Here is a 12,985-nt window from a genome sequence, read left to right as displayed (position 1 = left end):
GAACAATGGAACAAACAAAAGACCATATGAAAAAAGGCGGAGCCTTTCTGATCGAAGAGGTGACGGCTGATCAGCTGTTTACACCGGAAGATTTCACAGATGAACATAAAATGATCGCCAAAACGACTGAAGATTATATTCTCGGAGATGTTTCGCCATACATCGACGAAATTGAAGAGCACAATTTCGATCACTCTGTCAGGCTCCTGAAAAAAGCTGGAGAACTCGGGCTTCTCGGTGCTGACGTTCCTGAAGAGTATGGCGGACTCGGGCTCGATAAAATCAGCTCGGCGCTGATTACCGAAAAATTCTCAAGAGCGGGAAGCTTTTCGTTATCGTACGGGGCGCACGTCGGGATCGGCACGCTTCCGATCGTATTTTTCGGAACCGAGGAGCAAAAGAAAAAGTATCTGCCGTCCCTTGCAACAGGGGAAAAATTTGCAGCCTATGCCTTAACAGAGCCTGGCTCCGGATCTGATGCATTAGGGGCAAAAACAACGGCCGTTTTGAATGAGGCGGGAACCCACTATATATTAAACGGTGAAAAGCAATGGATTACAAACTCAGCTTTTGCCGATGTTTTCATCGTCTACGCGAAAATAGACGGCGAACATTTTTCGGCCTTCATTGTGGAAAAAGATTACGAAGGTGTTTCTACAGGGCCTGAAGAGAAAAAAATGGGCATCAAAGGCTCTTCGACCCGTACGCTCATCTTAGACCAGGTTCAAGTTCCGAAAGAAAACCTTTTAGGCGAACCGGGAAAAGGGCATGTCATCGCCTTCAATATTTTAAATATCGGCCGCTATAAGCTCGCTGTCGGGACAATCGGCGCTTCCAAACGGGTCATCGAGCTGTCCGCTTCATACGCCAATCAGCGCCAGCAATTTAAGACGCCGATTTCAAAGTTCAGCTTAATCGGGGAAAAAATCGCCACTATGTCAGCCAGACTTTATGCAATGGAAAGCTCTGTTTATCGTACGGTCGGGCTGTTTGAAGACAAAATGGGCACCTTGAGCGAAGAAGAGCAAAAAGACGGGCGACAGGTCGCGAAATCGATCGCTGAATATGCAATCGAATGCTCCCTTAACAAAGTATTTGGATCTGAAACGCTTGATTATATCGTTGATGAAGGCGTCCAAATCCACGGCGGTTACGGATTCATGCAGGAATACGAAGTGGAGCGGGCTTACCGCGATTCACGGATCAACCGGATTTTTGAAGGCACAAATGAAATCAACCGTCTCATCGTCCCGGGCACATACTTGAAAAAAGCGATGAAAGGCGAGCTTCCTCTGTTTGAGAAAGCGAAGGCGCTTCAGGAAGAACTGATGATGCTCATGCCTGAAGAACCAGGTGACGGCGTTTTGGAACAGGAAAAGTATCTGCTGAGAAACGCCAAAAAAATCGCGCTCATGATCGCGGGACTCGCCGCGCAAAAATATGGAAAAGCGCTCGACCAGGAGCAGGAAATCCTCGTGAATATCGCCGACATTGTCAGCCAGGTCTACGCCATGGAAGCAGCTATTTTGCGTACAGAAAAAGCCATCAAGGCAACCGGGGAAGACAAAAACGCCCAGAAAATTCTTTATACGCAGATTTTTGCACAAGTTGCCTTTCAGGAAATTGAAAGCCATGCCAAGGAATCGCTCATTGCGATGGAATCAGGTGATTCGCTGCGGATGATGCTGTCCGCGCTCCGCAAATTGACGCGCTTTACGCCTGTCAATGTCATTGAGAAAAAGCGCCAGGCAGCCAAGGGAGTCTTTGAAGCTGAGAAATATATCGTTTAAACGAAAAGCCCTGCTTAGGCGGGGTTTTTAGCTGTTATAGAATGGAGCACGGTTTTAGGTTTTTCATTCGATCTGTGTTAAAATTACCTCGATTAAATGAGAGGGGTGTGTATGTATGGCTTTGGATTTTTACTGGTATCCGAAATGCGGGACATGCCGCAAAGCGAAAAAATGGCTTGAAGACCATGGCAAAGAAATCAATGGGATACATATCGCAGAAGAGCCGCCAAGCAAGGAAAAACTGAAAGAGCTCTACGAGAAAAGCGGGCTTGAATTGAAGAAGTTTTTCAACACGAGCGGACAAAAATACCGTGAACTCGGCTTAAAAGACAAGCTGCAAAACATGTCTGAAGATGAGCAGCTGGAACTGCTGGCTTCGGACGGTATGCTGATCAAACGCCCGATTGCGACAGACGGCAGTAAAGTAACGGTCGGTTTTAAAGAAGATCAGTTTAAGACATACTGGTTATAACCCATCAAAATATGATATCTTCAATGTAGGATCGATTAAAACACTTTATGGAGGGGTTAGCATGAGCACACCGAAAGAGTTGCGTTATTCAGAAGAACACGAATGGGTGAAAACAGAAGGAGATAAAGTCAGAATCGGCATTACAGACTTCGCCCAATCCGAACTTGGAGACATCGTATTTGTCGAGCTTCCTGAAGTGGGAGACGAAATCAAAGCGGACGAGCCTTTTGGCAGCGTTGAATCCGTAAAGACCGTTTCTGAGCTGTATGCCCCGATCAACGGAAAAGTGGTCGAAGTGAACGAAGATCTGGAAGACAGCCCTGAATTCGTCAACGAGTCTCCGTATGAAAAGGCTTGGATGATTATCGTCGAGCCGTCCGATGCTTCTGAAATCGAAAATCTGATGACAGCCGAGCAATATGAGGACATGATAAAAGAAGACTAAGGATTATTCAGGATAGCCATGTGTCGTTTGGATACTCTATATCAAGAGGGGGTGTCCAAATTGACGCTGAAAAAAGAACGTATTGATATTACAGAACATGTGGAAAGCCGATTAAAAAACGGCGGAATGCAGCTGTACCATGAGAATGAGCTGATCGGCCGAATGACCGGGAAGGATCAATACGAGTTGAAATCTGGATATTCATTCCAAGATGAGAGATTTTACAAAACGGCGGATACCGTAAGCGGTCCGGATGCTAAATATGTAGACTGTGATGACCACCAAGGCTGGTGTTAATCAAATCAGGCGGTGAATATTCACTGCCTTTTTTTACAAGTAAATCTTTAAAGGTGATCCATATGCCGGAAAATGAAAAAGTCATGATCGTCGAAGGGAAATCAGATAAGCAAAAAGTGAAGCATGTCATCGAAGAGCCCGTGGATATTATTTGCACAAACGGAACGATCAGCCAGGCAAAACTCGATGAATTCGCCGAAACGCTGTTTGATAAAGACGTTTATATCCTGGTGGATGCCGATGAATCAGGGGAAAAGCTCCGCCGGCAGCTGACGAGGGAGCTCCCCCAAGCTTCGCATCTATACATCGATAGGGTATACAAAGAAGTCGCTTCCGCCCCGAGTCAGCATGTTGCAGAAGTATTAATTCGTTCAAACATCCGGGTACATACAAAATATTTATTATAAAATGTATTGAGGTGCGGTTCAACAGATGCAAGAACTCCAAGAAAAAGAGCTAAAACGGCTTGAACATGAGACCTGTCTTCTTTATGTATACACGCCGTTCTGCGGAACGTGTCAGCTGGCCGGAAGAATGCTGGAAGTCGTTGATGAAATGATAAAGGACATTCCTTTTTATAAAAACAATCTCAATTATTCCCCGGCATTTGCCAAGCAGCAGGAAATAGAAAGCGTTCCATGCTTTATCCTTTACAAAAACGGGCAAGTCGTCAAAAAAGAATACGCTTTTCACTCCGTTTCCTACTTATACGATACGATTAAACAAAATGTTGTGGATTAAGGGCGGTTTTGACATATTTCTCGGGAAATAACCAGCAAAAACTTGTCGAGCAATTCCTAAAGGAACTCCTGCGGCAGACAGAGAATCTGTAAGTATGACCAATTTACAGGAGGTTATACAGTTGGAGAAAATGGGATTGATAGAAAGAGAGGACAAGGCTCTTTTTTTAAAACCTCTATTATCGACAACGGCTTTGCTGATTACGTTTCAAGGCGAGAAAGAAGCTTTTACGTTAGCGATCAACGAAAAAGGAGAAATGGAAAAATCTTCTCTTGCAGAGAAAGCTCATTTGACCTTTTTTGGAGAGCAAAGCGAGATTATTGACCTTCTTCACGGCGATATTTCATTGCAGCATCTCGTACAGCGCGGCACTGTTCAAGTAAAAGGCTCATTCAGAGCTTTATTGAAGCTTGAAGCGATTTTATGGCTGACGGACGGCTTTTTTAAAAACAGCGATCTTTATTCAGAGACATTTTAAAAATTTGAAAAATCGGCACATTCCGTGTATAAGTCGGACAGAGACGAGCGTTTACGTTCGTCTCTTTTCGCCGTAGGCCGATTGTCTTACGAAAAATAGTTGACAACTATTTTTTCGCATGATATCCTACTTTAAGAATTCCGATCATAATAATCAAAAAATAAATATATGATTCTCTTATCCAGAGAGGTGGAGGGAAGTGCCCTATGAAACCCGGCAACCATCAACACGTGTTGAAATGGTGCCAATTCACACGAAGCGTTATGCTTTGAAAGATGAGAGAAAGGCCCAGACTATTCAAAAGCCTTTCTGCTCATGTGTGCAGAAAGGCTTTTTTCATTGTTTGATCAGGGATTTAGACAACTATGAGAATTGAGCAAGAAAGCAGGTGATGGCTTTTGATAAATCTTCAAAATGTTTCAAAGATTTATCGGTCAAAGCATGGAGATGTCAATGCTGTCCAGGATGTCACCCTTACGATTAAAAAAGGTGAAATCTTCGGAATTATTGGATATAGCGGAGCTGGAAAAAGCTCCTTGATCCGTCTTTTGAACGGACTTGAACAGCCGACTTCAGGCACGGTTGAAGTAGCCGGCAGAACAATCAGTGAGATCAAAGGGAAGAAGCTGAGGAATGCAAGGCAGGAAATCAGCATGATTTTCCAGCACTTCAACCTATTGTGGTCAAGAACGGTCCGCGACAATATTGCGTTTCCGCTGGAGATCGCCGGTGTCAGCAAAGCAAAACGTCTGAAAAGAGTCGCTGAACTGATAAAGCTTGTCGGACTTGAAGGCAAGGAAAATGCCTACCCTTCACAGCTTAGCGGAGGCCAAAAGCAGCGCGTCGGCATCGCTCGGGCGCTCGCAAACAATCCGAAAGTTCTCTTATGCGATGAAGCGACATCAGCGCTTGATCCGCAGACGACTGACTCGATCCTGGGTCTTCTGTCCGATATCAATGAAAGGCTCGGACTGACCATTGTCCTGATTACTCATGAAATGCATGTCATCAGGAAAATCTGCCACAGAGTGGCCGTCATGGAAAACGGAAAGGTCGTGGAAGAAGGCGATGTGCTGAACGTATTCCTCAAGCCGCAGGAAGAAATGACAAAGCGCTTTGTTCAGCAGGTAACAGAACCGGTGGAAACACAGGAAACGCTGAAGCATTTCCTCGAAGAAACGACATCCGGGCGGACGATCAAGCTCACCTTCGTCGGTGAAGCGGCCGAATCGCCGCTGATCACACAGATCATTCGGAAGTTCGATGTTGAAGTCAACATCCTTCAAGGCAAAATCTCGCAAACTCAGGACGGCGCATACGGTTCATTGTTCATTCATGTCGACGGATATGAAAACGAGGTCAATGATGTGGTCGATTTCATCAAGAGCCGTCAAGTAGAAGCAGAGGTGATCACGAATGTTTGAAAAACTGTTTCCAAACGTAGATATGGAGCAGCTGTGGGAAGCTACGTATGAAACGATATATATGACAGGAATTTCCCTATTGTTTGCTTTTATCATCGGAGTGATTCTCGGTATGCTGCTGTATCTGACTTCTAAAGGAAACATTTGGCAGAATCAGGTCGTGAACGGTATAATCTCGGCAATCGTCAATGTGTTCAGGTCTATTCCTTTTATTATATTGATTATTTTGCTGCTCGGTTTCACAAAGTTTTTAATGAACACGATCTTGGGGCCGAACGCCGCACTTCCGGCTTTGATTATCGCATCCGCTCCGTTCTATGCCCGCCTGGTTGAAATCGCTTTGCGCGAAGTTGATAAAGGCGTGATTGAAGCGGCAAAATCGATGGGAGCCAAAACATCGACGATCATATTTAAAGTGCTCCTGCCCGAATCGATGCCGGCCTTGATCTCTGGCATTACGGTTACGGCGATTGCACTGATCGGTTCGACGGCGATGGCCGGAGCAATCGGTTCAGGCGGACTCGGGAACCTTGCCTATGTAAACGGTTTTCAGATGAACAATCCCGATATTATACTCATCGCCACTATTTTCATCTTAGCTATTGTGTTTATCATCCAGTTTATCGGGGATTTTATAACAAATAAATTAGACAAACGTTAGGGAGGACATCAACATGAAAAAAGGTTTATTAACAGCTTTATTCATCATTTTTGCAGGCGTTTTAGCCGCTTGCGGATCTTCCAGCAGCGAAGGGGATAAAGACAGCAAAGTCATCACAGTCGGAGCGACGCCGACGCCTCACGCTGAAATCCTTGAAGAAGCAAAGCCGCTTTTGAAAGAAAAAGGCTATGAGCTTAAAATCAAAAATTTCACGGACTACAAACTGATCAACAAGGCGCTTGCAACGAAAGATCTCGATGCGAACTACTTCCAGCACGTCCCGTATCTTGAACAGGAAATGAAAGAAAATAAAGATTACGATCTTGTTAACGTCGGCGCGGTACACCTTGAGCCATTCGGTATTTACTCTAAAAAGTATAAATCTTTAAAAGACCTTCCTGACGGTGCAAAAATTATTATGAGCAACAACGCCGCTGAACAGGGCCGCATGCTTGCAATGCTTGAAAATGCCGGACTGATCAAGCTGAAATCAGGCATTGAAAAAGTGGATGCGACAGTAAAAGATATTACAGAAAACAAGAAAAACCTCAAAATCAAAAATGATGTGGCGCCTGAAATGACGGCAAAAGCATACGAAGCCAATGAAGCTGACGCAGTGTTCATCAATGTGAACTACGCGATCCAAAACAAGCTCAATCCGAAAACTGATTCAATCGAGCTTGAGTCTCCAAAAGACAATCCTTACGCTAACATCATCGCCGTCCGCAAAGGCGACGAAGATTCTGACAAAGTGAAAGCTCTGATGGACGTATTGCGCTCTGATGACATTAAAAAGTTCATCGACAAAAAATATGAAGGCTCTGTCATTTCTGTTTCTGAGTAAATGAAAGAACACCCCGGTTTTGGAGAAAACCGGGGTTTTTTCGCGTATTTTTTGAAAAGAGGCTCATAATAAAAAAAGACTACCAACTGAAAATGGAGGAACAAAACGTGAATCAGCATGAATCAGAAAGCATTATCGAATCCGCACTGCATGAATATAAAGCAGGGATCGGCATCTTTTCCGAAAAAATGCCCGGAATTGCCGCCAAATACAACGAATTTACAGAGGAATGCTTTAAAAAAGGCGCGCTCAGCGAAAAGGATAAGCAGCTGATCGCACTGGGCATCAGTGTTAATACACAAGATGAATATTGCATTATTTATCATATCAAGGGCTGCCTGGATTGCGGAGCGTCGGAGGAAGAAATTCTTGAAGCGGTCGGCGTAACTGCGGCATTTGGCGGGGGCGCGGCCATGAGCCAAGCTGTCACGCTCGTTCTGCAGGCGATGGAAGAATTCCAGCAAATGAAGCATTAATTTTTCATCCGTGAAAGCATATTGAAAGCACACACATCTTTGAAGAGTTTGTATATAACTGGTACTATGAAAGAAAATCTCTGAAAGGATGATTCATTATTTGTTCAAGCCAAGATCAGCTTGACCTTGAATTCACGGCCGAAATGGAAAAAGCGATGCACAAGTCGCATGGAATGGGGTACGAGGAGTACAGCAGAAGCCATGTGAACCGGCTTGAAGTTGAGAAAAGGCGCGAAGAGCAGCATCAAAAAAGCAAGCAGATCGTATCAAATTTACCCATGATCGGATAAAACGAGGGGGCGGATGTCAATCCGTCCTTCTATATGTCTTTAGAATCCGCTTGACCATAAGTGAAGGAAAAGGTAAAATTTAAATATGAATATATGATCATATATTAAAAGGAGGATTTATGATGGCTCATTCTCACGATCACACAGGTCACAGCCACCATGGCAGCCGGTCAGCCAATCAAAAAGCGCTCTACATCAGCTTCGGTTTAATTTTTACTTTTATGATCATTGAAGTGATAGGCGGGATATTGACGAACAGCCTCGCTTTGCTGTCGGATGCGGGACATATGCTCAGCGACGCTGCAGCGCTTGGTTTCAGCCTCTTGGCGTTTAAAATTGGGGAAAAGGCCGCAACTGTGAGCAAAACATTCGGCTACAGGCGCTTTGAAATTTTGGCTGCGTTTATCAATGGCATCACCTTGCTTTTGATTTCACTTTATATCTTTTGGGAAGCGTACAACCGCTTTTTCAGCCCGCCGGAAGTCGCCGGCAGTGGCATGCTGGTGATTGCAACGGTTGGTTTGTTCGTCAACATTGCTGCAGCCTGGATATTAATGAAAGGCGACACAAGCGGGAATTTAAACATGCGGAGCGCATTTTTGCACGTCATCGGTGATATGCTGGGATCTTTCGGCGCGATTATCGCAGGCCTCCTCATGCTTTTCTTCAATTGGAATATCGCCGATCCAATCGCAAGCGCCGCCGTCGCGGCTATGGTTCTTGTCAGCGGGTGGCGGGTGACGAAAGACTCGGTGCATATATTAATGGAAGGAAAACCGAAAGACATTGATGCGGAAGCGCTTAAAAACGGCCTGCTTTCCATTCCGTCAGTCAGAGAGGTTCACGATCTCCACATTTGGTCGATCTCATCTGATATGCCGTCATTAAGCTGCCATATCGTGGCAGACGAAAACAGTGACAGGGATAGAATCTTAAAACAAGTATCAAAATATCTAAGGAAAGAATGCAACGTGGAGCATGTGACGGTCCAAATAGAAGGGGAGCGCTGTTCCCGTCATGAATCGTGCAGCCTGGGATCAAACCGTTCCCGCTCGTAATTCCCGCTGTTTTTCTATAGCTTGTTGATTGTAAGGTATACATCTCTCGTCCGGGAAGTTTTCTTGTCCCAATCTCTTTAAGAACAAAACGTTTTTTGTTAAACTTGAGAACATGTACACGAAAAGATAGGAAGACTATTGTTGTATTCACTTTTCATTTGTTATAAAATTAGAATGAGAATAAATTGAGAATGATGATTATATATATTGGAGGTATATTTCATGGCTGCTTCGACATTAACAATCAAAGATCTTCACGTTGAGATTGAAGGAAAAGAGATTTTAAAAGGTGTAAACCTTGAAATAAAAGGCGGGGAATTCCACGCTGTAATGGGACCGAACGGAACGGGTAAATCAACTTTATCCGCGGCGATTATGGGGCACCCTAAATACGAAGTAACAAAAGGAAGCATCACGCTTGACGGCAAGGACGTTCTGGAAATGGAAGTGGACGAGCGCGCTCAGGCCGGCCTGTTTTTGGCTATGCAGTATCCGAGTGAAATCAGCGGTGTTACAAATGCCGATTTTCTCCGTTCAGCGATCAACGCGCGCAGAGAAGAAGGCGACGAGATTTCTTTAATGAAATTCATCCGCAAAATGGACGAAAACATGGAATTTCTTGAAATGGATCCTGATATGGCGCAGCGCTACTTGAACGAAGGTTTCTCAGGCGGTGAGAAAAAACGCAACGAAATTCTTCAGCTGATGATGATCGAACCGAAAATCGCGATTCTTGACGAAATCGATTCAGGTTTGGATATCGACGCCCTTAAAGTCGTTTCAAAAGGAATCAACAAAATGCGCGGCGAGGACTTCGGCTGCCTGATCATCACGCACTATCAACGCCTCTTGAACTACATTACGCCTGACCACGTGCACGTCATGATGCAGGGCCGCGTTGTGAAATCCGGCGGACCTGAGCTGGCGCAGCGCCTTGAGGCTGAAGGATATGACTGGATTAAGCATGAGCTTGGAATCGAAGACGAAACTGTCGGTCAAGAAGCGTAAGCGTTAGGGGGATAAACATGACATTGGAAACAAAACTATCTGTAGATCGGGAATATGTCAAAAGCTTCTCTGAGAAGCACCAGGAACCTGCATGGCTGCAAGATCTACGCTTAGAAGCGCTTGAAAAAGCAGAAGATCTGCCGCTGCCGAAACCTGATAAAACGAAAATTACAAATTGGAATTTTACACGGTTTGATAAGCATACTGTAGAAAATAAACCGCTTGATTCTTTGGATGATCTTTCAGATGAGGTCAAATCGCTGATCGATATTGGAAATGAAGACAAAACGCTTTATGTCCAAAGAGACCAGACGCCGGCTTACCTTTCTCTTTCAAAAGAGCTGCAGGATAAAGGCGTCATCTTTACAGATATTCATACTGCGTTCCGCGAACACGGCGAGCTAGTCAAAAAATACTTTATGAAAGACGGCGTAAAAGCCGATGAGCATAAATTAACGGCATTGCATGCAGCCCTCCTGAACGGCGGAGCCTTCCTTTACGTTCCGAAAAACGTCGAACTGGAAGCGCCGGTGCAAGCTGTTTATGTCCATGAAAGCAATGATACAACGCTTTTCAACCATGTACTTGTCGTTGCTGATGACAACAGTGCAGTCACATATGTAGAAAACTACATCAGCACTGTGAACCCTAAGGAAGCGGTCTTTAACATCGTGTCAGAAGTGATCACAGGCGCGAATGCCCGCGTGCAATACGGTGCGGTCGACAACCTTTCCGCTGGGGTAACGGCTTATGTCAGCCGCCGCGGAACTGCACTCGGACGCGACAGCAAAATTGAATGGGCGCTCGGTTTAATGAATGACGGAGACACCGTTTCTGAAAACACGACAAATCTGCATGGAGACGGCACATTCGGCGATACGAAAACGGTTGTCGTCGGCAGAGGAGAACAGACTCAAAACTTTACAACGCAAATCATTCATCACGGAAAGCATTCAGAAGGCTATATTTTAAAACACGGCGTTATGAAAGATTCCGCATCTTCGATCTTCAACGGCATCGGAAAAATCGAGCACGGCGCGTCAAAATCAAATGCAGAGCAGGAATCACGCGTTCTTATGCTGAGTGAAAAAGCGCGCGGCGACGCCAACCCGATCCTGTTAATTGATGAAGACGATGTAACGGCAGGGCACGCTGCATCCGTCGGCCGCGTCGATCCGGTTCAGCTTTACTATTTGATGAGCCGCGGAATTCCAAAAGAAGAAGCAGAGCGCCTCGTCATTTACGGCTTCCTCGCACCGGTTGTCAATGAACTTCCGATCGAAGGCGTGAAGAAGCAGCTGGTCTCTGTGATTGAAAGGAAAGTAAAATAATGAATGCCAAAGATATTCGCGAACAGTTTCCGATTCTCAGCCAACAGGTCAACGGACACGATCTCGTTTATTTGGACAGCGCGGCAACCTCGCAGAAGCCGCGCGTTGTCATCGAGACGCTTGATGAGTATTACAACTCTTACAATTCCAATGTCCATCGCGGCGTTCATACATTAGGAACGAAAGCAACGGATGGATATGAAGGAGCTCGTGAGAAGGTCAGGAAGTTTATAAACGCGAAGTCTATGCAGGAAATTATTTTTACAAGGGGTACGACAACGGCCCTGAATATGGTTGCGCTCAGCTATGCCCGCGCAAACCTCAAGCCTGGTGATGAAATCGTCATTACACCGATGGAGCACCATGCGAATATTATTCCGTGGCAGCAGGCTGTCAAAGCAACCGGCGCCACGCTGAAGTACATTCCGCTTCAGGAAGACGGAACCATTTCCTTGGACGATGTCAGGGAAACGGTGACGGAAAATACAAAAATCGTCTCGGCTGCGCATGTTTCAAACGTTCTCGGTACGATCAACCCGATTAAGGAAATAGCCAAAATCGCGCATGACAACGGCGCGGTCATGGTCGTAGACGGTGCGCAAAGCACACCTCACATGAAAATTGACGTCCAGGATTTGGACTGCGATTTCTACACGTTTTCAGCCCACAAAATGTGTGGTCCGACCGGGGTCGGGGTATTGTATGGAAAAAGAGCACTGCTTGAAAACATGGAACCCGCAGAATTCGGCGGAGAAATGATTGATTTTGTCGGTCTTTACGAATCGACTTGGAAGGAGCTGCCTTGGAAATTCGAAGCCGGCACACCGATCATTGCCGGTGCGATCGGATTGGGAGCGGCGATTGACTTCCTTGAAGACATCGGACTTGACGAAATATTGGCGCATGAACACCGTTTGGCGGCCTACGCCCTGGAGCGCTTTAAAGAGCTTGAAGGCGCGACTGTCTATGGTCCGGCCGAACGTGCAGGACTCGTGACATTCAACCTTGAAGACGTTCATCCGCACGATGTGGCAACCGTGCTTGATGCAGAAGGGGTCGCCGTCAGAGCCGGTCATCACTGCGCACAGCCTTTGATGAAATGGCTGAACGTTTCCGCCACTGCAAGAGCAAGCTTTTATCTGTATAATACGGAAGAAGACATCGACAAACTGATTGAAGCTCTTCAGAAGACAAAGGAGTATTTCACAAATGTCTTTTAATGTGAACTTGGATACACTGTATCGCCAGGTGATAATGGATCACTACAAAAACCCGAGAAACAAAGGGGTTTTAAATGACAGCATCGTTGTTGATATGAACAACCCGACATGCGGTGACCGAATCAGACTGACGATGAAGATAACAGACGGTAAAGTGGAAGATGCAAAATTTGAAGGCGAAGGATGCTCAATCTCAATGGCCTCTGCGTCCATGATGACACAGGCGATCAAAGGGAAAGACGTGGAGACCGCCCTTCAGATGTCACAGATCTTTTCAGATATGATGCAGGGTAAAGACTACGACGATTCGATCGATTTAGGCGATATTGAAGCCCTGCAAGGCGTTTCAAAATTTCCGGCCCGGATTAAATGTGCAACATTGTCATGGAAAGCCCTTGAAAAAGGCGTTTCCAAAGAAAACAGCGATAACGAATAAAGATTGGAGTGAAA

General features: G+C 45.4%; 17 protein-coding genes and 1 riboswitch. All 17 genes read left to right on the top strand.

The genetic code is table 11. The annotated features are described in order from the left end of the window. The first annotated feature begins 5 nt into the window (after positions 1-5). The 17 genes from M1D67_RS17980 to sufU all read left to right on the top strand — a co-directional run bounded on the left by M1D67_RS17980 (position 6) and on the right by sufU (position 12,971). Complete coding sequence (locus M1D67_RS17980) at positions 6-1,790, top strand: acyl-CoA dehydrogenase family protein (protein WP_479831421.1); 1,785 nt, start codon at positions 6-8, stop codon at positions 1,788-1,790. Positions 1,791-1,905: 115 nt separating this feature from the next. Then, a complete protein-coding gene (locus M1D67_RS17975) occupies positions 1,906-2,262 on the top strand; it encodes an arsenate reductase family protein (protein WP_020452880.1) in 357 nt (118 codons plus the stop codon). 61 nt (positions 2,263-2,323) lie between these two features. Continuing rightward, entirely contained in the window at positions 2,324-2,707 is a 384-nt protein-coding gene (gcvH, locus tag M1D67_RS17970; protein ID WP_020452879.1) for a glycine cleavage system protein GcvH, read from the top strand. Positions 2,708-2,767: 60 nt separating this feature from the next. Then, positions 2,768-3,004: a YusG family protein gene (locus M1D67_RS17965; protein ID WP_020452878.1), complete on the top strand. Its 237-nt coding sequence runs from the start codon at positions 2,768-2,770 to the stop codon at positions 3,002-3,004. A 62-nt stretch (positions 3,005-3,066) separates the two neighbouring features. Continuing rightward, positions 3,067-3,411, top strand: coding sequence for a toprim domain-containing protein (locus M1D67_RS17960; protein WP_023856216.1), 345 nt, complete (start codon positions 3,067-3,069; stop codon positions 3,409-3,411). 25 nt (positions 3,412-3,436) lie between these two features. Then, positions 3,437-3,745 carry a thioredoxin family protein gene (locus M1D67_RS17955; RefSeq protein WP_026580080.1) on the top strand — a complete coding sequence of 103 codons (309 nt, stop codon included), beginning with the start codon at positions 3,437-3,439 and terminating at the stop codon, positions 3,743-3,745. 121 nt (positions 3,746-3,866) lie between these two features. Then, positions 3,867-4,223 carry an SCP2 sterol-binding domain-containing protein gene (locus M1D67_RS17950; protein WP_020452875.1) on the top strand — a complete coding sequence of 119 codons (357 nt, stop codon included), beginning with the start codon at positions 3,867-3,869 and terminating at the stop codon, positions 4,221-4,223. 174 nt (positions 4,224-4,397) lie between these two features. Then, positions 4,398-4,505, top strand: a riboswitch (SAM riboswitch). A 116-nt stretch (positions 4,506-4,621) separates the two neighbouring features. Further along, entirely contained in the window at positions 4,622-5,647 is a 1,026-nt protein-coding gene (gene metN / locus M1D67_RS17945; protein WP_023856214.1) for a methionine ABC transporter ATP-binding protein MetN, read from the top strand. Beyond that, positions 5,640-6,308 carry a methionine ABC transporter permease gene (locus M1D67_RS17940; protein ID WP_035337666.1) on the top strand — a complete coding sequence of 223 codons (669 nt, stop codon included), beginning with the start codon at positions 5,640-5,642 and terminating at the stop codon, positions 6,306-6,308. Before metN ends, M1D67_RS17940 begins: the two co-directional genes overlap by 8 nt. 13 nt (positions 6,309-6,321) lie before the next feature. After that, complete coding sequence (metQ, locus tag M1D67_RS17935; RefSeq protein WP_023856213.1) at positions 6,322-7,152, top strand: methionine ABC transporter substrate-binding lipoprotein MetQ; 831 nt, start codon at positions 6,322-6,324, stop codon at positions 7,150-7,152. A 92-nt stretch (positions 7,153-7,244) separates the two neighbouring features. Beyond that, on the top strand, positions 7,245-7,628 hold the full coding sequence (locus M1D67_RS17930) for a carboxymuconolactone decarboxylase family protein (protein WP_031305044.1): 384 nt from the start codon (positions 7,245-7,247) through the stop codon (positions 7,626-7,628). Between the two features lie 143 nt (positions 7,629-7,771). Further along, a complete protein-coding gene (locus tag M1D67_RS17925) occupies positions 7,772-7,918 on the top strand; it encodes a YuzK family famiily protein (protein ID WP_023856212.1) in 147 nt (48 codons plus the stop codon). A 122-nt stretch (positions 7,919-8,040) separates the two neighbouring features. After that, positions 8,041-8,976: a cation diffusion facilitator family transporter gene (locus M1D67_RS17920; protein ID WP_195536915.1), complete on the top strand. Its 936-nt coding sequence runs from the start codon at positions 8,041-8,043 to the stop codon at positions 8,974-8,976. A gap of 222 nt (positions 8,977-9,198) precedes the next feature. Beyond that, complete coding sequence (gene sufC / locus M1D67_RS17915) at positions 9,199-9,984, top strand: Fe-S cluster assembly ATPase SufC (protein WP_020452869.1); 786 nt, start codon at positions 9,199-9,201, stop codon at positions 9,982-9,984. A gap of 17 nt (positions 9,985-10,001) precedes the next feature. Then, positions 10,002-11,315, top strand: a complete 1,314-nt coding sequence (gene sufD / locus M1D67_RS17910; RefSeq protein ID WP_479831420.1) for a Fe-S cluster assembly protein SufD — start codon at positions 10,002-10,004, stop codon at positions 11,313-11,315. Beyond that, the gene (gene sufS, locus M1D67_RS17905) at positions 11,315-12,535 is read left to right on the top strand and encodes a cysteine desulfurase SufS (protein WP_020452867.1); all 1,221 of its coding nucleotides are present in this window, start codon (positions 11,315-11,317) and stop codon (positions 12,533-12,535) included. The genes sufD and sufS overlap by 1 nt, the downstream gene beginning before the upstream one ends. Continuing rightward, on the top strand, positions 12,525-12,971 hold the full coding sequence (sufU, locus tag M1D67_RS17900; protein WP_020452866.1) for a Fe-S cluster assembly sulfur transfer protein SufU: 447 nt from the start codon (positions 12,525-12,527) through the stop codon (positions 12,969-12,971). The genes sufS and sufU overlap by 11 nt, the downstream gene beginning before the upstream one ends. Positions 12,972-12,985 lie beyond the last annotated feature (14 nt).

It is taken from the genome of Bacillus sp. PK6-025 (assembly GCF_056530265.1).
The sequence above is the reverse complement of the archived record's forward strand: the minus strand, read 5'-3'. Positions and strand labels throughout refer to the sequence as shown.